This is a genomic window from Pseudomonas sp. NPDC089401 (genome assembly GCF_044749485.1).
GTDB lineage: Bacteria > Pseudomonadota > Gammaproteobacteria > Pseudomonadales > Pseudomonadaceae > Aquipseudomonas.
This window is the reverse complement of record NZ_JBIVIA010000005.1, coordinates 122,075-144,392: the sequence shown is the minus strand read 5'-3', so window position 1 is coordinate 144,392 and position 22,318 is coordinate 122,075. Positions and strand designations below refer to the sequence as shown.

General features: G+C 60.2%; 20 protein-coding genes and 1 pseudogene. 4 read left to right on the top strand and 17 right to left on the bottom strand.

Going from position 1 to position 22,318, the window contains the following annotated elements; all coding sequences use genetic code 11:
• Window positions 1–20: 20 nt before the first annotated feature.
• From ACIP21_RS13780 to ACIP21_RS13770, 3 genes and pseudogenes are all read left to right on the top strand, one after another.
• On the top strand, window positions 21–1,013 hold the full coding sequence (locus ACIP21_RS13780; RefSeq protein WP_400688259.1) for a PDR/VanB family oxidoreductase: 993 nt from the start codon (window positions 21–23) through the stop codon (window positions 1,011–1,013).
• Window positions 1,014–1,028: 15 nt separating this feature from the next.
• On the top strand, window positions 1,029–1,295 hold the full coding sequence (locus ACIP21_RS13775) for a LysR family transcriptional regulator (RefSeq protein ID WP_400688257.1): 267 nt from the start codon (window positions 1,029–1,031) through the stop codon (window positions 1,293–1,295).
• 700 nt (window positions 1,296–1,995) lie between these two features.
• A pseudogene (locus ACIP21_RS13770) lies at window positions 1,996–3,279 on the top strand (tyrosine-type recombinase/integrase); the annotation flags it as partial.
• A 72-nt stretch (window positions 3,280–3,351) separates the two neighbouring features.
• Here ACIP21_RS13770 and mobH read toward each other — a convergent pair.
• Window positions 3,352–5,061 carry a MobH family relaxase gene (gene mobH / locus ACIP21_RS13765; protein WP_400688255.1) on the bottom strand — a complete coding sequence of 570 codons (1,710 nt, stop codon included), beginning with the start codon at window positions 5,059–5,061 and terminating at the stop codon, window positions 3,352–3,354.
• A 211-nt stretch (window positions 5,062–5,272) separates the two neighbouring features.
• Here mobH and ACIP21_RS13760 point away from each other — a divergent pair, with 211 nt between their 5' ends.
• Window positions 5,273–5,641, top strand: a complete 369-nt coding sequence (locus ACIP21_RS13760) for a DUF3742 family protein (RefSeq protein ID WP_400688253.1) — start codon at window positions 5,273–5,275, stop codon at window positions 5,639–5,641.
• On the opposite strand, the gene ACIP21_RS13755 is transcribed toward ACIP21_RS13760, so the two are convergent.
• The 16 genes from ACIP21_RS13755 to ACIP21_RS13680 all read right to left on the bottom strand — a co-directional run bounded on the left by ACIP21_RS13755 (window position 5,638) and on the right by ACIP21_RS13680 (window position 22,287).
• On the bottom strand, window positions 5,638–7,149 hold the full coding sequence (locus tag ACIP21_RS13755) for a conjugal transfer protein TraG N-terminal domain-containing protein (RefSeq protein ID WP_400688251.1): 1,512 nt from the start codon (window positions 7,147–7,149) through the stop codon (window positions 5,638–5,640). The two genes, ACIP21_RS13760 and ACIP21_RS13755, sit on opposite strands and share 4 nt — an antisense overlap.
• Window positions 7,146–7,469, bottom strand: coding sequence for a hypothetical protein (locus ACIP21_RS13750; RefSeq protein ID WP_400688249.1), 324 nt, complete (start codon window positions 7,467–7,469; stop codon window positions 7,146–7,148). Before ACIP21_RS13750 ends, ACIP21_RS13755 begins: the two co-directional genes overlap by 4 nt.
• Entirely contained in the window at window positions 7,466–8,848 is a 1,383-nt protein-coding gene (locus ACIP21_RS13745) for an integrating conjugative element protein (RefSeq protein WP_400688247.1), read from the bottom strand. The genes ACIP21_RS13750 and ACIP21_RS13745 overlap by 4 nt, the downstream gene beginning before the upstream one ends.
• Window positions 8,845–9,798 carry a TIGR03756 family integrating conjugative element protein gene (locus ACIP21_RS13740; RefSeq protein WP_400688245.1) on the bottom strand — a complete coding sequence of 318 codons (954 nt, stop codon included), beginning with the start codon at window positions 9,796–9,798 and terminating at the stop codon, window positions 8,845–8,847. The genes ACIP21_RS13745 and ACIP21_RS13740 overlap by 4 nt, the downstream gene beginning before the upstream one ends.
• Before the next feature lie 153 nt (window positions 9,799–9,951).
• Window positions 9,952–13,266, bottom strand: a complete 3,315-nt coding sequence (locus tag ACIP21_RS13735; RefSeq protein ID WP_400688243.1) for a VPA1262 family protein — start codon at window positions 13,264–13,266, stop codon at window positions 9,952–9,954.
• A 242-nt stretch (window positions 13,267–13,508) separates the two neighbouring features.
• Window positions 13,509–13,997, bottom strand: a complete 489-nt coding sequence (locus tag ACIP21_RS13730) for a JAB domain-containing protein (protein WP_400688242.1) — start codon at window positions 13,995–13,997, stop codon at window positions 13,509–13,511.
• Window positions 13,998–14,134: 137 nt separating this feature from the next.
• Window positions 14,135–14,806, bottom strand: a complete 672-nt coding sequence (locus tag ACIP21_RS13725) for a DsbA family protein (protein WP_400688240.1) — start codon at window positions 14,804–14,806, stop codon at window positions 14,135–14,137.
• Window positions 14,791–17,652, bottom strand: coding sequence for a conjugative transfer ATPase (locus tag ACIP21_RS13720; RefSeq protein WP_400688238.1), 2,862 nt, complete (start codon window positions 17,650–17,652; stop codon window positions 14,791–14,793). Before ACIP21_RS13720 ends, ACIP21_RS13725 begins: the two co-directional genes overlap by 16 nt.
• Window positions 17,653–17,654: 2 nt before the next feature.
• Complete coding sequence (locus tag ACIP21_RS13715) at window positions 17,655–18,062, bottom strand: TIGR03751 family conjugal transfer lipoprotein (protein WP_400688236.1); 408 nt, start codon at window positions 18,060–18,062, stop codon at window positions 17,655–17,657.
• Entirely contained in the window at window positions 18,043–19,431 is a 1,389-nt protein-coding gene (locus tag ACIP21_RS13710; protein ID WP_400688234.1) for a TIGR03752 family integrating conjugative element protein, read from the bottom strand. The genes ACIP21_RS13715 and ACIP21_RS13710 overlap by 20 nt, the downstream gene beginning before the upstream one ends.
• Window positions 19,421–20,278 carry a TIGR03749 family integrating conjugative element protein gene (locus tag ACIP21_RS13705; protein WP_400688232.1) on the bottom strand — a complete coding sequence of 286 codons (858 nt, stop codon included), beginning with the start codon at window positions 20,276–20,278 and terminating at the stop codon, window positions 19,421–19,423. Before ACIP21_RS13705 ends, ACIP21_RS13710 begins: the two co-directional genes overlap by 11 nt.
• Window positions 20,275–20,946: a PFL_4703 family integrating conjugative element protein gene (locus ACIP21_RS13700; RefSeq protein ID WP_400688230.1), complete on the bottom strand. Its 672-nt coding sequence runs from the start codon at window positions 20,944–20,946 to the stop codon at window positions 20,275–20,277. Before ACIP21_RS13700 ends, ACIP21_RS13705 begins: the two co-directional genes overlap by 4 nt.
• Window positions 20,946–21,341: a TIGR03750 family conjugal transfer protein gene (locus tag ACIP21_RS13695; protein WP_400688229.1), complete on the bottom strand. Its 396-nt coding sequence runs from the start codon at window positions 21,339–21,341 to the stop codon at window positions 20,946–20,948. The genes ACIP21_RS13700 and ACIP21_RS13695 overlap by 1 nt, the downstream gene beginning before the upstream one ends.
• A 10-nt stretch (window positions 21,342–21,351) precedes the next feature.
• A complete protein-coding gene (locus ACIP21_RS13690; RefSeq protein ID WP_400688227.1) occupies window positions 21,352–21,705 on the bottom strand; it encodes a TIGR03745 family integrating conjugative element membrane protein in 354 nt (117 codons plus the stop codon).
• A 10-nt stretch (window positions 21,706–21,715) separates the two neighbouring features.
• Window positions 21,716–21,949 carry a TIGR03758 family integrating conjugative element protein gene (locus tag ACIP21_RS13685; protein WP_400688225.1) on the bottom strand — a complete coding sequence of 78 codons (234 nt, stop codon included), beginning with the start codon at window positions 21,947–21,949 and terminating at the stop codon, window positions 21,716–21,718.
• Window positions 21,946–22,287 carry an RAQPRD family integrative conjugative element protein gene (locus ACIP21_RS13680; protein WP_400688223.1) on the bottom strand — a complete coding sequence of 114 codons (342 nt, stop codon included), beginning with the start codon at window positions 22,285–22,287 and terminating at the stop codon, window positions 21,946–21,948. Before ACIP21_RS13680 ends, ACIP21_RS13685 begins: the two co-directional genes overlap by 4 nt.
• Window positions 22,288–22,318: the final 31 nt, after the last annotated feature.

The following is a 22,318-nucleotide window of genomic DNA, read 5'->3' as shown; positions in this document are numbered from 1 at the left end:
CGTGCCTAGGTGAGAGGTGAATGACGATGACATCCTTAGCAAATCCCAACCCCGCATTGCTGGAGCTGTTGATCCGACGTGTTACCCGTGAAGCCCAAGGGATCAACTCCTACGAACTCGTCGATCCAAAAGGTGGTGCGCTTCCACCATTCACCGCTGGATCGCACATCGACATCCATCTGCCGAATGGAATGGTCAGGCAGTACTCCTTGAGCAACTCGCCTGCCGAGCCGCATCGCTATGTCATTGGTGTGCTGCGAGACGAACGTGGTACCGGTGGCTCGATCGCAGTCCATGAACTGCGGGTAGGGCAGACCGTCAGGATCAGCGTACCCCGCAACAACTTCATGCTCAGCAAGGACGCACGCAGAACGATCCTGCTCGCTGGTGGGATTGGCGTGACGCCCATGAAGTCCATGATGCACGCGTTGGAGCTAGCCAGGCAGGACTATGAGCTTCACTACTGCTGCAAAGGCCCCGAATTCGCGGCGTTCTCGGAGGAGATGGAAGACCTGATCGGCGAAGGGAAGGTCATCCTGCATTTCGATGGTGGTGATCCGTCCAAGAGTTTCGATCTGAAGACGTTCCTCAAGGACGCCTCCGACGGGTGCCACGTCTACTACTGTGGGCCTGGCGGCTTCATGAATGCCTGCAAGGAAGCTGCTGCGCACTGGCCTGCCGGGACAGTCCACTTCGAGCATTTCAAGGCGCCGGTGAAAGCCCCGGAGCAACCGAGTTCTGAACAAAGTAACGGTTCGTTTGTAGCGCGGATTGCCAGTACCGGCGAAGAGGTTGTCGTCCACGCCCACGAGAACCTTGCCCAGGTGCTTCAGGATGCGGGTTATCCAGTTGAGACTTCCTGCCAATCCGGGTTGTGTGGTACCTGCAAGATCCGCTACCTGGAGGGGGAGGTTGACCATCAAGACTACATCCTCGACGACTCGGAAAAGAGCTCCTGCATGACCGCGTGCGTGTCTCGTGCGAAGTCCCCGCTTATCGTGCTGGATCTCTAGTAGCGGGTGAAGCACATGAACGTCAATAAGCTGGAGAGTTTTCTGGCGACCGTCGACCACGGCACGGTAAGTGCCGCTGCCGCTCAGTTGGGAATTGGTCAGCCTGCGGTAAGCAAACATCTCAACGCGTTGGAAGCGGAGTTAGGGGTGGAGCTGTTTGACAGCGAGTCGCGTAGGACGGCGCTCAGCCCGGCAGGTGCGAAAGTGCTATCAACCGCTCGAGTGATTGTCCAGGCAGTGATTATGTTGCGGGCCGAGCTCGAAACTGGCCGCAACAGCTAAAGGTTGCATATGGAACTTGGCCCTAGTGAGGTACTGCTGGGGCATTTTTTTGACGAGACATAGATTCCAGGTATCAACCGGCTGGTTATCGGCCAACGAGTGACTTTATCAGGCCACTAATGCGTCAGCACTCCAGCTGCTGCTTGGCTGTCAACCGTTGCTCGTGCAGTACCACTGAGGCAGTTTGTCATTCATCTGGTTCGGCTGCAGGTCAATCAGGGGGGTACTGTAGGTCATAAATCACGATCGAGCTCACTCTCATTCACATTGCGAGAACCATAGGGAAAGGCAGTTGTAGAGGACGGTCAATTTCTTCCATTGAGCAGGATGGCCTGATGGGATCGACCATCCACAAATTAGGTCACTTGCCTACCCCGAAAAATGAGTCAAAAATCAAGGCTATACCTGTTTCAGGAATTGCTGAAAACCCTTTGATTTCAATGGCTCGCAGGCCCGATGCGAGTCTCGTTTCCCGCTCCAAATATCGATCTACAGAGTTCCATGGAAGTCATTGAAAATAGACGCTTAGGCGTCTTTTTTTGTTCCAGTCAAAGCCACTCCGATCCATGGGCATCCGGACTTTTTTAGTCCAGAAATTAGTCCATGAAATCCGGGCTGCTACCGTGGCGGTTTGTTGCTGGAGAGGAGCGTTGAGCGTTACGAGCATCTAGCCCTGAATTTCATGTTCAGGAGCTCGTACATGGCACTCTCAGATGCAACTGTTCGCCAAGCCAAGGCAGCCGGCAAGGACTACACCCTCGGCGATAGCGACGGCCTGTCACTCGGCGTGAGCGGGGCTGGCGGCAAGTCGTGGCACTTCCGCTACTCATGGGCCGGCAAGCAAAAGCGCATGTCCCTGGGTACCTACCCCGAAGTCGGCCTGCGCCAGGCACGCTCGCTGCACGACGAAGCGCGGCGGCTGATTGCCCAAGGCACCAATCCCTGCACCCATCGCCGGCATCAGCGCCACACCCACAACCTTGCAGAGCAAAACACCTTCCAGGCCATTTACGCGTTGTGGCTCGAGCACCGCAGCCGTGTGCTGAAGAAGGGTCGGCAGAGCACCCTGGCGCAGATCCAGCGCATATTCGACAACGACGTGTTGCCGGTACTGGGCAAATCTTCCATCTACGCGGTCAAGCGGCATGACCTGCTGGACGTACTGGCCAAAATCGAGCGGCGCCGAGCTTACATCGTGGCCGAGAAGGTCCGGACGTGGTTCAAGCAGCTGTTTCGCTTCGCTCTGGTCAAAGCACCAGGGCTGGAGCAGAACCCTGCGTCGGACCTCGATGTGGTGGCCGCGCCCAAGCCGGCTGTGGTCCACAACCCCTTCCTGCGCATGTCGGAGCTTCCTGGGCTGTTGAGGGCTATCGACGGGTACGGTGGTGCATTGCAGACCCGTCTCGGCTTGCGCCTGCTGTTGCTAACGGGCGTGCGCACGGGCGAGCTGCGCATGGCTACGCCGGATCAGTTCGATCTGCAGCGGGGGCTATGGACGATTCCGCCCGAGGTGGTTAAACAGCTGCAGCTTGAAATGCGCTAGGAAGGCCGTCGTAACCAAGAAATTCCGCCTTACATCGTGCCGCTTTCCAGGCAGGCGAAGGACATTGTGCGGCAGTTGCTGCAGCAGATACGGCCAGCGCAGAAATACGTGTTCTACAACCGACGCGACCTGACGGACCGTATGAGCGAAAACACCCTCAATGCGGCATTGCACCGTATGGGATACGCGGGGTTGCTGACCGGTCATGGCATGCGTGGCACGCTTTCCACGGAGCTGCATAAGTTTGGCTATCCCAAGGCTTGGATAGATGCCCAGCTTTCGCACGCGGACCCCGATAAGGTCAGCTCGGCCTACAACCATGCTGAGTATGTGGAGCAGCGCCGGCGCATGATGCAGGATTGGGCCGATCGGCTGGACCTGTGTGAGCAAGGGGAGATTAAGGCGGCTACCAGGCAGTTGACCATCTATCTGGATGGTGTGGCGTTGGAGAGCGAGTTTCAACACGGCAGGTGCACGGCGCTGTCGTCGTCCAGGGTACTTCCTTTTGTTGCATCAGGTGACGGGCGGTGATGACGGCTCTTGTTCGGCCTCAGGCGGTAGCAACTGCAGGTAGGGATTGTTGAGGGCGATGTCGCCCATCAAATCCTTGGGATCTTTGAGCAGGTAGCCGTGGAGGCGCCTCGTTTTGCGTGGGCCGGAGACTTGGCAGGTCCAGATGTTGAGCCCGTTGGGCTGCTTGCGGTGGGTCCGCTGGCGTTCGAACTGGCGTTGCAGCCATTCCCAATCCTGTTGCTGATCCTGCTTGGCCAGGCGTGCGATATGGGGGTGTTCACGACAGTAGCGCTGGAAGATGCTGGGCGTGACCAAGTACAGGGTGTCAGCCACGGTGTGGATCAGGGCTTTGGCGTCATTGATGATCAGGTGGCGCGAGCGGATACCTTGTTCCAGCCATAGCAGGAATGCTTCGCCTGCGCTGGCTTCCTCTACTGGTGCAGATTCCGGGGGCGGGGCATCGTCAAGAAACGGCGGTAGGAAGTCCATCAGAATCGAGTCGGGATCAGCGTACGGAGCTGGAATTTCCGGCATGTCGGGCGGTATGGGGGCGCTGGGTGGTGCCTCTTCAGTCAGTGGATCGACTGTGACAGTCCCTGCAAACGGTGCCGGGCGTTCAGCGCTGTTCCAGATCAGTGCCGGCGAGAGTTTGAGGAAGGTCAGGCTTTGCGTCCAGCCGCTATCGCTGGTGACGGTGGCTTTCCAGATGGCTTTGCCGGTGGGGCTCTCCAGGGCGATGCCGTGATCCTGCAGGACGTTGAATACGGCGGTGTTGCGTTCCGGTATGCCCTCGATACCGTGGCTGAGCAGATGTGCGCGCAGTTTGTCGGAAACGGTCTTGCTGACCAGCCAGAGGGCGTCGTCGGTGAGCCAGGCATCGGAGGCTTGAGGCTGGTTGAGTTTGAGTTCTTCCTTGAGCAGGTAGCGCAGTCCATCGATCAGCTTGCGCTGCAACGCCTGCTTCGGCGCGGCAATGGCCTTGCTGGGGTCACCGCCCAAGGCCTGCGATGCCGAGGCCTGATCGGCGCGGGCTACAAGTTCGCCGAGGATGCCGGCGTGCTCGTGCTGGCCAGACAGCACGAACAGCAGAGATGCCCATAACTCCGGGTAGGTGCTGAGCCAGTCGAGGCAACCGCGGCCGAGCACGCGGGCGTACAGCAGACCGGTGGCCGCATTGTGCAGGCGGTACTGACGGTCGGTGCGGTAGCGTAGCCGGTAGGGTTGCGTCAGTGGTCCGTGCCACGGATGCCAGGTGCTGCCATCCATCAGTTCGACATGCAGGTCCACGGCGATCTTGCCGAGGTCGTGTAGCAGCGCGGCGTAGGCGACGGCAGCTGTCCAGGCTTCTGCTTCAGCGGCTTGGGCTTCGGGTGGTGCGCCAATCGGTAGTAGGTGGGATTGGCGCAGCTTGAGGGCGAAGGCAACCGTTTCCAGGCCGTGGTCCAGCATGCCACCAGGGTGGGCGTGGTGGTGGCTCTCGGAAGCCGGAAGCTGCTGGACCAAGGCGGCGTAGCGGTGGAGTGGGGCCAGGTACAGCGTGTCGAACTGTGGGCGGGAGAGCGACGTGCGTTGCCAGATGTTCTCTAGCAGCTTCTGCCGGCGCGAGGTATTTAGCAGTTCAACGGCAGGTTGTGGGGCAGTGAAGCCGCTCGCAATGGGGGCATCGGCCGCAACGGGAGTTGGCGTTTTTCGCTTGAACCAGAGGTGCATGGCAGACCCCGCGAGTTGGATGGTTGTAGTCCTTTTTCCATTTTCGGGTAGGGCCTTTCCCCTTCGACCTCTTGCCCGTGCAGCCCTTCCATTTGCCGTTTACCGTTTTGGGGTGAGCGGACCGCAGTGGTTTCGCTCGGAGTGGAACGGCGATCAACGTTCGGATCGGGCTAGGCGCCGATAATCCTTTTTCAGCGGCAGGAGGCAGCAGATGAAACAGCAAAAAGGTAAGAGCATCCCGGAGCGGCTTGGGAGGCTAGCGGCAAAGGCTCGAAGATGGTGCGTGGATCGCGAGCGAGCTCTCACCGCTCGATTGACCAAAATGGGAGTGCCACTGTTGCTCAGTAAGACTGTGCTATGGGGCGCCAAAGTAACTCTTGCTGCGGTAATGCTGTATGCAGCCTTCTGGATTGCCATTGTCCTCATTGGCCTTGCGCTATTCATTTGGCTTGTCAGGAGTGTGGACGATACAGAGGCGCCTCAATGGGGAGCCAGAGCTAGCGAGGATCATCGGGAAAGCATCTTCTATCATCCTGCTTCTCACAACGATGATCCTGATCCTCGCTTTGACGATGACTAGTTTCCCTTTGAGGCTTTGATTGCAACGCCAGAGCCTTTGGAGCCGGCTTGGCCTGCTTCTTTGGTGCCATCAGTCAAACCTTGGAGAACGCTACCCGCACGAAGCCCTGCCCAAACCAAAGATGTCATCCAAAATCCAGGCAGCACCAGAAACATGGATGCCATCACGAAGTTCAGCAACATGTCACCGAACGAGTTGTTGAGACCCATCAGCAAATTGAAATTGCTGTGCGGTGAGTCCCATCCGTAGAGTGCATCCAGAATGGTGCTGTCGATCCAGCGCGCCAGTTGGAACCAGAAATCAACGAAGAACAGCGCGAACTGCACGCTTGTGACGGTCATCAACGTTTTCAAGTCGTAGGTGCCGAACAGCATCACCAATGGCATGCAGGTCACCAGGGCCATCTTCAAGAACGAAAGCACCATGGGCAGTGCTTGGCGTACCACATCCATTGCTGGAAAGTAGCCGAGAGCTCCTACAGAAAGCCCCAAGTCACTCGTGGCCCGAGTGGCGATGTTGGGGGCCGTCATCGCCACCTGCCCACCGTAGTCGGTATACACCGCGCCTTGATTCAACGCCTGCTGACGAGGGGAGGCGAGGGTGCGGATCATCGCGTCGTCGGCTTCGGTCTGGCTGAGGAACCCGGCCCATTTCCCCAGGTTCGACAACAGCCCCGGATCAACTTGGCCAACCAAGCGGGCGCGCAGGCCTCTGCCGGCGTCATCCCACCATTGGCTACAGGTCGGGTAGCCGCCAGCACCTTCAATCTGTGCCAGCCCTGCATCGCGTTTGGGTTCATAGTCCCAAGCTTTCATCGGGGTCTTGGCGTGGTAGTAGTCGTAGTAGCCCGGCATGTTCATGAAGAACTTCGAGCCGATCCAGTTCACCTCGTCCATGTCAGCCTCGGCCAGGCTTGGGCGCTTCATGAACAGCCGTGCCCGTGCTGGGCCATAGCAGGCGTGACTGAAGTCCGCGACTTCCTGAGCCAGCAACGGGTCCCGGATGCGCGTGGCATCGATGTCCATACGCATTTGTCGTAGGTCGGTGCCGCAGGGGATAGCTGCAACAGCCGCGCCGGTCACGGCCTTGGAGGCCGCATGAACCAGGTACCACCAGATCGGCACCTGGGCGCTTTGGTTGTTGAGGGTGGTGAAGCTGTTGGACCAGCGTGTCTGCTGCGGGGTGGCGACTTGCACCTGACATTGTGTGGAACGCGAGGTGTCGTAGCCCAGGGTATTCAGGTCGATGGGGATCGCCGGTATGCAGGCGAAGTACATCACGGCCATCGCCACATACAGGCGACCCTCGATGCGCAATGTGGAGAGCAGGCCCTTGTTCCCTTCGTCAGCTCCCTCGCTGCGGGCCTTGAGCCATTCCTGCGTGATCATCACCACGATGGGCAGGGCGACTATGCCGCTGACAACCAGGACGTCCCAGATGCCATTGCTGATGATCCAGCCGACCAGTGTCAGGTAATACTCCAGGTAGTCATTGGTGTAGAGCGTCATGGCTCACCTCCAGGTGTTTGCAGCTCGATCAGTACCAAAAGGGCGACGACCGTGCATTCCAGTCGCAGTAGGCGCTGGTGGCGTGCGGGTGGGAGAGGGTGCGCACGCCGTAGGCGAATCCAGTAGGCGAGGGTCGCGGCGTAGAGGCCGATTCGCCAGATCCGAAAAGCGCCGGTGTGGTCGGCGATCCATTGGCGCCACTCGATCAAACCGCCCGTCAGCTTGATGCCTATCAGGCTGATGCCCGTGCCGATGGCAAGCACAAGCAGAGCTGTACCGGCCACCGTGGCCGCTCGCTTGAGTGGCTGTCGCAGATTCATGGCCGTGTCCTCGTTTGAGGTGCTTTCTCAATCTCACCCAGGCGGTTCCGAGTGGGGTCACCCTCGTAGATGCCTCGTGAGCCACTGCTGCGTGTGCTGTGCCGCTGGACCAGCATCATGGCGGAATTCCCGGCCAGGGTCTGGCGAAGCTCCAGCTCTGTCTTCAGGTTGTTGATTTCCTGCGTCAGGGTGTCGCTTTCACTGCCGATAGCCTGTTGAGCCAGATCGTTGATGGCAACGTTGGGCTCCTTGCGACCGGTGAGCAGGGTGCGCTGCAACAGCAGGGCCTTTTCCAGGACGCTGGCCAGGGCTACTTCGGAGGCCAGGCGCTGGGTCAGGAGACTGCTATCTGCTTCTTCGCGCAGTGCTTCAACCACCCCGCGCGTGATGGGCAGGGACTGGCAACCGGCTACGGCCAATTGTTCGGGGGTTGGGTCAGTGGTGCCTTTGATCAGGGCCTGCAGGGCTTCAAGCTTCTTCTCGTACTCTTCTTGAATCAGCGGGGTCAGCCCGACACCGGGCGTGGTTTGGGTCTTGCTGCAGCCATCACAGGTGCGTTGCTCGCGCTCGCCTAGCACGCGGGTAGCGAAGTCGGCTGCGGCTTGCGGCGAGTCCCAGGTCTGGCAACTCAGGCTGTTGCCACAGCGATCCTGACCAATGCTGGAACGATCGCCGACCTGGCGGCCGTTGAGCAGGTTGTACCCGGCGCGGCTGACATCGCTGATCAGCTTGATAGGGGCCTGGCCTTGTCCACCGGCCTGCTGGCCGCCGACCCAAGGCACGCCCTTGTTACCACGCTCTTTTTCGGATTGCTCGATGGCTGCCACCGCATCGGTGTTCTGGCCGGCTGTCGATTGGCCGAGTGCCTGACCCTGAGCCATCTGATCCCAGCCCAACTGGGCCCCGGCCATGTCGGCCATGCGATTGGCCATAGCCTGACAGCTAGCCTTGGAGCGGTCGAAATCCAGGCGGCCCTGCAGGATGCCGTTATTCAGCAGGTTGTACAGCGCCGGGTCGGCACGCTGGATGATCATGGCCGGCAGTGAAGCCACGGCGCTGGTGGCGTTCTGGATTACCGAGCTCATGATCGACTGAAAGCCGTTGGTCACGCCGTTGAGCTGGTTTTGCAGGGTGGCGCTGAGGTCCATGTTTCCGCAGATCAGATTGCTGTTCCAGCCAACCCCGATCCCAATGCTGCGCATGTCGGCGGCGCCGCTCATGGAGACTGCACTGCCGCCGCCGATGCTGTAGAGCACGTCGTCTCCCAGCACGCTGCCAGTGCTTTCGTAAGTGGTTCTGGTCTTTGGGGTATCAGCTGAGTGGACGGTGCTGGTGATGGCCAGCAGCGCAACCAGCAGGCTGCGTGAGGTGGCGTTCATCGCTCAGCACCCTCGGTATCGACGCTACCCAGGAAGATCTGCCCGGCCCGCTCACAGCAGCTGTAGGGGCGCCACAGCGCCCAGGCAAAGTCGCTTTGTTCTGCCTGTAGCTGCGTCTCCTGATGAGGGAACACTGCACAGGTGGCGGCGGCGGTGGGGGTCAGCTCCTGCCACTTTCCAGTTTCGGCATCGTTCTCTTTCAACTCACCCGCGGGCCAATAGCCGTCTTGCTTGTCCGCCAGCAGCGGCTGGTACACGTGCACCTGTCCCCGGCGAGTCACGATGTCGCCGGCACGCTGGGCGATCACGGCAGCGGCCTTGTAGTCGTCGGTCTGCTGAACGAATCCACTGCGCGGGTAGAGGTTGCCCCACAGATCAGAGGCCGTTTGGCTGCCAACCTCACGGCGGCCCGGCGTCAGCGACTCGGGGTAGACAGCTTCAGGAATGCCATACCGCCAGGCCAAGGTGTCGAGTGTGCTGAGCAGGTGGGGCATGAAAGCGGTACCTGCCCCAGCGCAGGTGTAGCCGGATTGGCCGGCAAACTGGCTGAAGGCCCAGCCGCCAGGGTGGCCGATTACATCGGCGTTTTTGAAGCGCAGAGCAGGGGACTCGTGACTGTTGCCCGCAGTACTGGCGCCGCCGCTCTGTGCTTTGGCATTGGCCGGGCTGAAACTGCGCACATCACGCCAGGGGTTCTCGCCCGTGTTGGCGTAGCTGGACACCACCGCGTCGGGGATGTAGTGGCGGACCTTGGTCGAAGTGCGGACCTGGCAGCCGTAGGGCGTGCAGAACAGCCAATAGCAGATGCCGACGACGCGGTAGGTCAGGCAGTCGGGGGAGGCTGTTGAAGCGGTGATGTCAGCGGTGCTGAGTGCCATCGACGCGGCTGGGAGGCATAGAAGACCTGCCAACAGACTGCGGCGAAGGGCGAGGGAGGGAAGTGCGGCCATGATCGAATCCTGCGAGCGTGGATGCTGGCGATTGGATCAGGTGCGATGAATGAAAACCTCAAAGAATAGGGACGTGAAGATTTCGTATTGTCTACTCTGAATTGGGCGGGCAGGTACTCCAGTAAAGCGAAGCACCTGCCGGACAGCTTAGGCTTACTGGCCGCTAGTAATTGCCTTGTGAATGGTATGGACCAGGCTGTGAGATTTCAGTTGGTCGGGGTCACTCTTCATGTAAGTGAGCAATTCGGAGCTGGCGGAGTAGTCTCGGTATCTATCGGGTAGCCGCTCAATAATCTCTTCGCTCTCAAGCAGAAGCTCAGCCAGTGATGGGGTTGTATCAACCTTAACCAGTGCGTCGATACGTCGAGCCAATGCGTAGAGCCATAGGTTAACCTCATGAGCCCGGATGTGTGACTGCCAGCTCACCTGAGCGCTTAAAGGTTGGCGGATCGTCCGAGCCAACGTATTGAAGATCTTCCACAGTTCAGCAACGATCACTTCTTGAACCTCTGACGCCAAATAGCGGGTCAATATGGCCAGTTCGTCAGTGAAAGCGCCATCTGCTTCCAGGCTGAAATGCAGGCTGTTGTTGTCTTTGAGAGATGCGCGCCATTGGTTCGTTAGCTCATTGAACCATTCTCTAGCGACCTGGGCTGGATCTACTGCCTTCTGTTCGAGCATGGGAACCAGCAACGACTCAAGGATCCAAGGCGTCAAGTAATGCAACTTTCCAAGCCGGTCGCGCACAGGCTGCAAGATGTCCTTTAGCTCTTGGTCAGACAGACGCTTTTGAAGAGATTGTGTGAGCTTTGAAATCAGTTGCTGCTTGATGTCCGATTTACCGTAATTTGCTTTGTTGATGAGCCAGCACAGAATTGTTCGATGAGCGCTGGCTGGTGTTATCTGGTCGATCAGGCCAAGCGTTTCAACGCCCCACTCGCCCTTGTTGATTGCATCTTTGAAGGCATGAAGGCCTACCCAAGTGACGAGGCTTGTGTCACTGCGCAGCAGGGCTTCTATTTGTACTGGGTGCTTATCGAAGCCGAGCGACAGGCAGATGCGCTTGAAGACCTCAATGACCAAGCTCCTAGTACGCAAGTCGTTGATAGGCTGTGCGCACACTTCGCTCAACCAACTGGCAAGCGCCTGTGGTGCATGTGACCAGAGTAGCTTGAGCGCGTAATAGTCACTCCATGACGTATCGGGTGGCGAGTAGTGGAAAGCCGCATCTGGATCATCAGTGGACAGCAGCAGTTTTGTGAGGTCTTGTGATCGATAGTGTTCAAGATCCAGCAGAGCTTTCCGACGCCTTGGTTGCAGGGCACCTTGGCGTGCAGGGTTGAGGTGTTCGAGCAAAGCGCTCTGCAGCGCTTGCGGGAAGGGCTTGTGCTCGTCGGTGAACAGGTGCCCCCCTTGGCAGTGGGCCAGCACATAGCCAAGAGCATCCCAGGCTGAGTGGAAGTCTTCGAGAGGCAGGCCTTTGGTCCAGAACTTTGCAGGGATACTCTCAAACATTTCTGGATTGAGCTTCCCTTCTTGAACGTAGTCCTTGGTCTCCAACTGATTCATCAATTCAGCACCAGACAGCCCCGCCAGCTCCAGGTCATCAAGCCACCAAGCCAGCACATCGCCAGCGCGAGGCGCTTCAGTGAAACCGGAACGACGGTTCAGACCTTCTGGTTCCTCGTCTTCCTTCCCGGATTTGATGAACGAGGTTGAATCGAAGATCAGCTTGGCGGTTGGTACCTTCTTGCCCTCACCATGTAGCGTGCTTTGAATGATCTGGTCACAGTATTCGAAGACGTGCGGCATCACATCCAGAGGGATTGGGGTTACCACCAGTGGGTAGTTATCATTGGCGCGTTGTATCGAGTTGGAAAGCTGGTAGCCAGCCAGTGGACGACCGCTGGCTGATCGAATCAGGATCATTCGATCATGGATCTTGCTCTCAGGTACGGCTAGCACCTTGAGGCGAACGTTTCCGAAGTAGCCATTGCCCCACCCAGAGCACTGGTTGAGAAGGTTCTGAACACGGCTCGGCTGATCAGCACCTGCTTTGCTATCGTCCTTCGACTCTTTCTCAGTCGTGATGATGAGATAGTCGCCTGTCGCGGTGCCCATTCGATGGAGTAGATCAATGCCCACGTCCTCCATGAATGGATCGAACCAGGCAATCTGAGCGTCATGGTGGTTCTCGAAGATCTGACGGAGCCATTCCGTCAGTTGTATCCGGCTGGTGCCGCCGCTGTCGGTAAGCGTAAGGAAGAAGCGCCCTTTGGAGGTCTTGGGGCAGAGCTGTGCCATGGTTGTTTCGGTTGCGCTGTTTAGGGCCACCCAAGGATCAGAGGTATGGCCTCCCAGCTGCGAGCGCGAATCTCGGAATGCCCGGCCTACCCGTGCAGTGGCTGGAAGCTTCGCTTGTTCTTTCGGTGGGACGCGTTTTTCCAGCCAGCTCAGCTTTTCGTTAGAGCGGATAGGTTCGACGATCTGCATGTTGAGGTTCATGCTGCGGACGAAGTAGTTACCGGTCTGTAGCACCAGGAAGGATTCGCCGAGGTCATTGAGGGCGTAGATTTCCAGGGTGAATGATGTACTGATCTGCTTCTCGAAGGCTTCAAGCCTGAAGCCATGCTTCAGTGGGTACTTTTCGTGCTTGGCCAACCGAGCTGTATGGGTGGCCAATACGCTGTCGGCACTATAAGCATTTACCACGACCAAGAGGTCGGACGCCTCACGTGTCAGTGGCTCGAAAAGTTTGAGGGAGGCGTCATCTCCCTTCAACGTGATGTCGTACTTACTCTTTTCCGCGCGATTTTGGCTGGGGATACAGATGAACTCAAAATCCCCAGTGCGCCACGCATCCAAGGCGGCGAAGTCGAGTCCGGTATCTGCGTTGAGGCTCTGGCATGCGACCTCTGCGATCTTTCGGTCCAAGCCCTCCGCCATATTGAAGGTCTCTGCCTTGCTGTCGGACGAAATGGCTGCACTGTCCACGCTGGCATAGCTGGTCGGACTGAGGCGGCTGGTACGAAACTGAAAGAAGTCTCGCGTCGGTAAGTGCATGACTGGGCGGGCGACTGGCTTGCCCCCGAAGAGGGTAGCACCCACCTTTTTGTTCAGTTTGTCATCTAGCTGCAGATCGGCCAGCTGGCTGGCAGCATGCAGTGTCTCGCCGGCAAGGAAGTGCTTCAGGAAGGTCTTGAGTTGCTGAGTGGATGTGTGCAGTGCCAAGGCATGAGTCTTGGCGGAGCAGCCATCATACACGGGCGTCTTGCTAGTTGAGGTACCGCTCCACTTGTGAGACTGATGGGTACCGGGCAGTGATCGGGCGTAGAGGAACCGCAGTTCAGCGGATCCGGTGCGTTCGATTTCAAGAATCCATATCTGGGTGGCAGTAGCGAGTTGATCGTCACCAAAAAGCTCATGAAGCCGGAAATCGGAGGCCAGTGTGTCGAGAGCATCGGTCATAGCGCATCCTTTTGCTTGGTCGGGGATCAGGCCTGGAGCGCAACGCTGATGGCGTAGCGGCATAGACCTGCGTCAATTTGACATCAGTTTCATTGACAAGACTATGACTGAACTCAATGTTGGCGAAGATTCAAAGAGTTCTGAGATGTTGAGGCGATCCCGTGGAGTTGGGCATGTAGATAGACAGAAGCCAGGCATCAACCTGGCTTGTGTCTTCCAACGATGAGTTTTTGGTGAAAGCGTTACAGTTCGCCACTCTCTGCGAAGGAGTAGGCTTCGCCGCTGCCCACGATGACATGATCCAGCACTTGCACATCCACTTGGCCAAGCAACTGCTTCAAGGTCCGGGTAAGCGACTTGTCCGTTTCGCTGGGCAGTACATCGCCCGATGGATGGTTGTGGGCGAGGATTACTGCAGCACAATTGATCTCCAAGCAGCGCTGCAAGACACGGCGAGGAGGGACTGTGGCCGCATTGATCGTGCCTTCGCACAGAATCTCGAAGGCCAGGAGACGATTACGGTTGTCGAGGAAGATCACGGCGAACACTTCGTACTTGTACGTCACCAACTGCAACTGCAGGTAGCGTTTGGTCACAGTAGGTGTGTACATCCGTGGCCCGCGCTCGAATAGGCGCTTTTCCAGGACCTTGATGGCCCGGCTCACCAGGCGTTCTTCGGCGACGGACAAGGCCGAGACGTGGCATTCAATGCTCGGGTAGGACTGCGACATGGAACCTCCAGGGACGAGAGGAAGGTTCCGCCCCACCGGGCTGGAACCCCGTTGGGAAAGGACAAATTGGCCCGGTATGGGCAGGGACAGACGCGTTCAACACCGCAGCGCGGTGTCGTAGCCGTGACGAACGTGGGCTACCTGGGCATGTCGCTGATCACGTCAGCAGGCATTTCGGAAATTTCGGGTGCACTCAACAGGTCCACTGCCGATAGCAGGGCATCTGGCTCGATGGGGCCTTGCAGGATCAGGGTGTGCCGGGTGTGATTGTCCACCAGGCGCAGGGTCGGCGTGGCATTCAATCCGTTCTGTGCGGCTTCCGCTTTTTGCGCATCTACAGTTTGAACTACCTGTTCGCCTGCCAGGCAACGTTGCAGGCTTGGCGTCGAGCCGGGGTAGGTGGTGCCGGTCGCCAACCCTCGGCCATTGCCCTGTGTGTTCAGGTAGACCCAGACGACTGCGCCCCAAAAGCCCTCACGGCCCTCGAGCTGACCCACGCATTCGACCAGCCGCGCCTCACGGCTGGCGGCGGGCTCGTGTTGGCGCAGCGGCAGGTGGTGCCAGGCCAGATTGACGTGATCGTTGGTGACGATCCAGCGCTGCAGTTGCGGCAGGTAAATCCGGCAGTGCGGGCATTCAAGGTCGGCGTGCAGTACGACCGTGAAACGCGCATCGGGATTGCCATAGATCCAAGGTGGGCCGCCATGCTGGGTGGGGCGAAACGGTTGCCACCAGCACAGTGCCAGTCCTGCCAGGGCAAGCCAGCCGATCGCCCACTTCATATTGTTCGCACTTATCCATTTGCGCATGATGCCTCTCCTGGTAGGTCCAACTGCAGCGGTTCTATGCCGCGGGCCCGGTCAATGTCCTGGGCCATGCGGATCGCGGCATCGAGTTCGCTGATGCCGTGTTGCCGCATGAGGGTATGACGGGCGGCTTTTTCTTCTGGCTCCGTCATGGCCAGGGCCAGATACAGGCTCGGTGGCACGGCGCGGAACAGCAGCTCCATCGACTTGGATAGAATCACCCCCTCGCAGTACTTTCCGGATTCCTTGCGGGCCGAGAGCATCAAGGCCTTCTGCTCTGGGCTCAATTCGCGGAAGCGGGCGATCTTTTCCACCTCGTCCGGGGGCATGCTCAAGCAGATCCACCACTCGATCATGTTGAGCATCGGCTCGGCAGCTTTGGGCAGGTCGTCGAGGTTCTGCGTGGCCAGCCAAAACCAGGCCCCGAGCTTGCGCCACATCTTGGTGATCTTGACCACGTAGGGCGCGAGCAGCGGATTCTTGGTAATGATGTGGCCTTCGTCGGTAACGTTGATGATCGGCCGGCCGAGCATCTGATCGCGTTCAGCGATGTTGTTGACAGTGTTGAGCAGGGACAGGTAGGCAATCGACAGCTGGGCGTTGTAGCCCTCGCGGGCAAAGGTCGCCAGGTCCACGATGGTGATATCCGCCTCGGGCCAAGGCGTGCCGGGGCGATTGAACAGCTCGCCGTCCAGACCTTGGCAGAACAGGTCCATGGCCTCGGCCATTTCTTGCAGACGGTTGCGGCGGGCCTCAGGCAAGGCAGTGTCGCTCGCACGATCACGCAGGGCATTGCGCACGTCCTCGGTCAGCACGGTGCACTGCTCGCCCGAACAGCGGTGAGCAGCATCGAGGATGGATTGTCGAATCAGACTGCGGTCGGCTCGTGTCAGGCGAGCTTCCTCCTTGTCCTCGCCGCCGGTGATCATAAGGCGGGCGGTGATTTCCAGTTCGCCGAGGACATCGCGTTGTTCGTCGCCCTCTGCAGGGGCTGTCTCTTCGAGGCTATCGGCGTCGAGGGTCTGTACTTGACCGGAGGTCTCGACCAGTCGTCGGGCATCGGCGAACGGGGCCAGGGAGACGCCGGCGCCGGCCGACAGCTTGATCCGGTGCACGCTCAGCCCCAGGCGTTTGGCGAAGTCGCCGAACAGGCCGAAGGAATTGCCCGCCTCGACGATGAAGAGCCGGGGCCGGTAGATGGCGGTGATCTGGTTGAGCAGGGTGTTGAGGGTCGCCGACTTACCTGCACCCGTGGGGCCGAACAGGAACAGGTGAGCGTTCATCTGCCGGTCCAGGCGGTTCAGCGGGTCGAAGGTGATCGGGCCGCCGCCGCGGTTGAAGAAGGTGATGCCGGGATGGCCGGTGCCTTGGCTGCGACCCCACACGGGTGCGAGGTTGGCGATGTGCTGGGCGAACATCAGTTGGCTGTACCACTGGCGCTTGTCCTGGGCCGGATCGAAGACGCAGGGCAACCAGCGTAGGTAGCTGCTGAGCGGTCCCACTTCGTCTTCCTCACGCACCGGCTGCAGACCTGCATTGAGCAGCACATTGGCGAGCTGCACGCCACGGGTATCCAGGTCAGGCAACGAATCGCCCTGCAGGAAAAACGCCAGGCTGCCGCGATACAGCTTGTGCGCGCTGCCGATCAGGGCGCGGGCTTCCTGGACATCGGCGCGGGTTTGCTCGGAGGCCAGGGTGTCACCGACCGATTTACGGCTCAGGTGGTTGAGGTGGGCTTCCAGGGCGTCCTGCGGTGTGGCGACTAAGGTCAGGCACATGACCGTGCCTTCGGGTAACTGGTCGAACAAGCTGTTGATTGCATCACCGCGCCGGGTCTCGCCCGTCAGGTGTCCGGTGAGCGGCGAGGAACGCAGGCGGTCGAGCACTACGACGCGATGGGGACGGCCATCGAAGCACCAAGTGCCTGACTCGGCATCCGAACGTGGCTGGCTGAAGAACAATCGCTGCGAGAAATCCATGCCGCTGGCCAGCTCCCAATCACCATCGCCGGCAGGCTCGGGGTAGGAGGTCAGCCGGTAGAAACGCTCCCGGTCCGATTGCTCACTACCGAGATGCCTGGGGTATGGATTGAACCATCGCAACAGCCAGGCATGCATGTCTGCGCCGTGTAGGCGTTTGGTAGCCACACCAGCATTGGCGAGCCCGCCGATCAGGCGCTCGCACACCGTGTTCAAGGCGTCCTCCGGCGACTGGTGGCGACGGCCGGGCTCAATCCTGCCCACCCGGCGATACACCACCATGCGTACGCGGCGGTTCTGTCCGCGCCAGGGCAGGCGGGTGAGGGCGGTATCCTCGAACAAGCCGCCCGGTTTGGCGATCGCCTGGAGGTGATGGGCAAAACTCTGCAAATAGAACTCGCTGAAGCGACTGCCCGTAGCGCGAGGTTGCACATAGCTCCGCAAAGTTTGCAGATAGCTGTCCCAGTTGCTGTCATCCTGGGCATAGAACTGGACTACCCACGGATGCTGGTCCAGTTCATCGAAGCTGTCCTGCAAGGCGTTTTCGACGGCATCGCGAGCCTGCAACAGCCAACTGGGTTCACGACCCTCGGTGCCCACCGGCTTCAACTCGAAGAACGCGGCCACGGACTGGCCATCTTCCAGCAACATGCACTGACTATCTGGCAGGTACTCGACCCACGGCAACAGATCCACCAGAGAAGGCGCCACGTCGTAGAGGGCCTGCTCGTCCTGCTCCGTTGCAGGCTGGCGTGAAAAACTGCCCGGTACAGGAATGCCGTGTTCTTCTAAGAGCGCCAGGTATCGCACCCAGGCATCAGGTTCCTCCGCTTCCGTATCCGCAGGCTGCCGCTTCCAAGGCCAACGCATGGTCAATAGTCCTCGGTGCGTTCGCCAGGCAGCGCGTACTGCACGCGCTGGTACAGCGGAAACACGGTGCTGTAGCCCGGCACCGGTACCGGATCGGTGCCGGCCAGATGCGGAAATACATACATCACCAGGTCGGGATTGGGCAGGCGATGGAATTGGCGGTAGATCTCGTTCTTGGCGGTGCGTGTATAGCTGGACGCGTCTTCACTTTCGGGCTCATCGAGCGGCCGACGCAGCGCCTGCCGGGCGTACAGCAAATGACGCTGGGAGGGATCGCCCCCGGTTTCCTGCCGCCACACCTGATCCATGCTGCGGCCACCGTGGGTGAGCAGCTTTTCCGAGTTGGTAGCGCATCCCGTCAGTGCGGTGACCAGCATCAGGGCCAGAGCCTTAGTCGAGCGGCGTGACATAGCGTTTCTCCAGGGTATGGTCGACCTTGCGGCCCGAGGGGTCGTAATCGAGGGTGAGCGGTTGTTCGATGTGCACGGCCACCTTCGCGCCCGGCTCGACGTACACCGCCGCAAAGGCCTGGCCGTAGAGCTTGTTCACCCACTGCGACATGTCCTGCACGCCGCTGCTGAGGATGCGGCCCATGGCTTCGTCGCTGGAGATACCGACCGTGCCCAAGGTGCTGTTGCCGTTGCTGGCGAAGGCGGTGCCGTTGTCCGATTTGATCAAGGACGCCGCCCCCGCCCCAGCAGCCGTGATCAAGGCCTGGGAGCCCAGATACTGCTGGGCATTGCTGCGGCGCTCGCCGGCCACGCACGGAATGCCATAGGGATCGCTGATCCAGCCCAGGCCACCGTCCGTGGTTGCGGTGAGGCCCTGGCCCTTGGACTCCTCGGGCAGGGTGCGAATGGTGCCGTCCTGGAAGACAAAAGTGATGGAGCGGATCTGCCCGCGCACGCAGGAAAGCGTCCAGTCACCGGAGGCGCTGCCACTGACGACGGCGCCGGTAACTTCCGGCAGGTCGATGCCATTGGCGGTGAGGTTGTCGGCCCCGATGACCACCTTGAACGGGTAGGGGTCGTTGACGGTGCCATCCACGGGGACGCGGCCGATCAGTGCGGTCATGGCGATCGAGCCCATCAGGGTGCTGTTGGCGGGAACGGTGTAGTAGGACGTGGGGCTGGACACGCCGAGCGCCTTGGCCCCTGAGGCTGCGAACGTGTCAGCGGCGCTCTCCAGCTTGGGTAGGCTAAACCCGGAGACTAGACCGCTGGTCTTGCCCGGTTCACTGGGCTTCTGATCAGCCGGCTCAATCCAGCGCACTTCATCACGCTTGAACGTGTCGCCATCCCCCTCCTGCAAGCCAAGGCCAATCGGAAGATCTGCATTCTCACCAGACTGGCCCATCGAATCCAGCCGGCGCTGCAGTTCGTTGAGCAGCCCCTGCGTTTGCTGTTGGTCGCCGGCCATCGCACTGCGCTCCTCGCGCAGCCGGTCCCGCTCGCCGTCCAACGCCTGCTGCACGCGCTGATCGATGGCCTGTTCGCGTTGGCGTAGCCGCTCGTTGTCGACCTTGTGGTTCTTGTTGTCGTTCAGGGCCGTTTGCAGCTCGTTGCGCAGTTGCTTGACCTGGGCTACCAGGGTCGCCACGGTGTCGCGCGGCGTATCGCCTTCGATACCGAGGGCCTTCATCTCTTCGGGAGACAGTGTTTCGGGATGGCCTGAGTTGCTGGGCTCGGCGCGTTCCGGACTCCACAGCTTGAGCAGGACGAACCCCAGCAGCAGTGCCAACGGCACCATCAGCCACATGAGCAGTTGATTACTTTTCATCGGCCACCTCCTTGGTGTCGCCGGGCCGGGGCAGGTTGAGGGTGGCGTCGATACGACTGATGCTGGGCAGGAGAGCTTCACTCAGCTCTCGGCCTTGGGTAACCAGGTACAGCACCGTGGCATCGGTGGCGCGGCCATGTGGGCCGAGGCGGGCATGCTGGAAGGTGGCCGCTGCGAAGTCCCCTTGCAGCTCTCGGGGATCGAGATCAATCCACGCGGGAGATTGATTGCGTAGCTGGATGGCGGAGACCCAGTGCTGCCCGAGTCGCCAGGCGGCTAGCGGCGTGGCCTCGATCAACTGATTGGGCAACAGCGTATGCAGCGGTAGCTCCCCAGGCAGCTTGGTACGGCGTACACCGGGCAAGCCTTCTACCGTGCGAAGTGGGGCGTACAAGCTCTGGGCGGCATAGCGGGTCAGGACAACCGGTACGGGCGTGGCAGTTGGAGTGGATGGGGTTGAACTTTCATGCTCACTCTCAGGGCCGATCGCACTGATGATCTTGATGGGTTCCGGTGCGGCATCGTCTTTCGTTGCCGCTGCGGCGGAAACATCGAGCAGGATCAACTCACCCGTCTGGATATCCTGCAACTGCACACGGCTCGGTGCGAGTTCGCTCAGCGGTTGAAGGTATACGGCACCACCGGTGCTTTGGACGCGCAGCGCCCCCTCAAGCCCAGCCGGCATCCCCACCCGCACATCGCGATCCACGAAGATCACGCGCTCCTGCCCGACCACCAGCGGAATGCTCAATGGTAGCCGCTCCCAGCGCATGACCTCGGTGGCATGGCTGCCTGTGGACCAAGCGAGTGCCAGGCCGCTGAGGGTAAGCCTCATGACGAAATTCATTGGGTTTCTCCAGGGGAAGGGGCGACAGGCGATGCCGCTGTCGGCGCTGTGATGCGCTGCGGTGCCTGGCTGTAACAGTCCAAAGCCAAGCCAAACGGATTGCGCTCGGGGTCGATGTCCAGGCGCACGACCTTCAGCGAGTAGCGCACCAGGGCCCGTTTGACCTGCTCGGCGCCGTAATACTCGTCGGCACTGAGGTCCAGGGTGACGCGCCAGTCGTCCCGGCTGATCGCCTTCACGCGGCCGGTCGGGTCATCGCCATAACCGCGCCCGGGAATCTCGTAGACTCCACGCACCCGCTCGCGCAATTCACCGGTACTGCGTCGGTAGCCGTAGTCCTGCTGCAGGAATGCCTTGCAGCTGGGAGTCAGATAGGCCGACAGCGCCTGCAGGTTGCGCGCATAGTCCTGCTCACCATCGGTGGGCCAGCGGTTGAGTTGTTGGAAGATGTAGAAGCTGAAGGCATACACCGACTCGGGCGGCACGTCCCACCATTTGCGGACGCTGCCGGAACGCAGGTCAGGCGGAATGTGCAGGGTCAGGTCCCGTGGCGCGCTCCACCAACCCGCGCCGAGGCCCAGTGCGAGCACGAACAGTGCACCTGCCCCGATACGCAAGGTCCGTACGTGTGCCTGCAGGTGCAGCACCTCGTTCTTGAAACGGCTCATTAGGCGCCCCTCCGGGTGGTCCAGAACCCGGAGCGCTGGATCAGGCCCGGAAAGCCCAGGCGCTGAGCCAGCGCCGGATAGCGCTTGGCGCCCCAACTGTGCAGACGGCGGTGCAGCCAAGTGTCGGGGCGGCCACGCTTCAAACGACGTAGCAATCCGCCGCCTGCAAACACGCCTACCGCGATGGCCGCGACGATGCAGGTAGGGAGTAGGGCGATGCTGCTCCCTATCCAGGCCAATGCCAGCCCAAGCAGAAACCCGGTCGAGCCCGACAGGCCGGCACAGATCCACAGCTCATCTGCCGTCAGCCCGCGCACCACCACCGGTTGGCGGTTGAGTCGATGCGGTAGAAAACTCACGGTGCCGTCAGCCAGGCTGATCATCGAGGAAGGCATGGCGGCATCCTCACAGAATGGTGGTGGCCTTGGTCAGCAACCAGATCCCTACCACCAACAGCATCGCGCCGATGGCGATCGTCAAGCCGAACTGCCCCCAGGTCGCCCGGCCGGTGTGGATCTCCGAGTAGCGGGTATAGGCGTGGTAACACACGCCAATGAACATCCCGGACACCACCAGCAGGGCGATCAGCAGCACGATGTCGTAGCCGTAGTTCTGGATGGTCTGGATGATGCCGTTGCCGGCACCGCGGGACGGATCCTCCATGGTCGGCAGGCGACCCTGGGCAATCGCTATGGCGGGGCTGGAAAGGGCGCCGAAGCAGGCAGCACGGCGGAAACGGGCAAGGTAACGGTTCATCATGACAACCCCATCAGGACAGGAAAAAGAACGTCAGCACCAGGTACAGCGCGACGAAGCGGATCACGACACCGACGAACTGGCGGTTGCTGAGGCGTTGCTCAGCCCAGCCGGTGTAGGCGGTACGAATGGCCCAAGCCCCCCAGAGCAGGGTGATGGCGAACACCAGGGACAGGACCAGGGTCGCCATCTGGGAGGGGGTAAAACCGCTGTGGGCCTGGAAGGCGGCTTGCTGGGCGGCGGTCATGGCGCATCGGCCTCGCCGACGTACTCACCGAGCATCGGCGCCAGGTCACGGGGCTGGGCGCGCTGGGGCGTCAGGTAGTCCTGCACGCCAGAGCGGATACGCTGGATGTCCTCGCGCAGGCGCAGGTAGTCGAAGTGGTAGCGCGCGGCGATTGGGTGGGAGAGGGCGGCGCTGTTGTCGGCGTGCCGTTCCAGGGCGTCGAGCTGCCGGAGTACAGTGGCTAGCTGGGCGCGTTCGATATCAGAAGCACTGGCTGGCAGCGTACCGATACCGTCAATTAGTAGAACGCTAAGCAGTAGCCACTGCAAAGCGCAGTGCGATGGTGCATTCACTTTCATGGCCCTCCCACATGTTCGGAATGGGCCGATG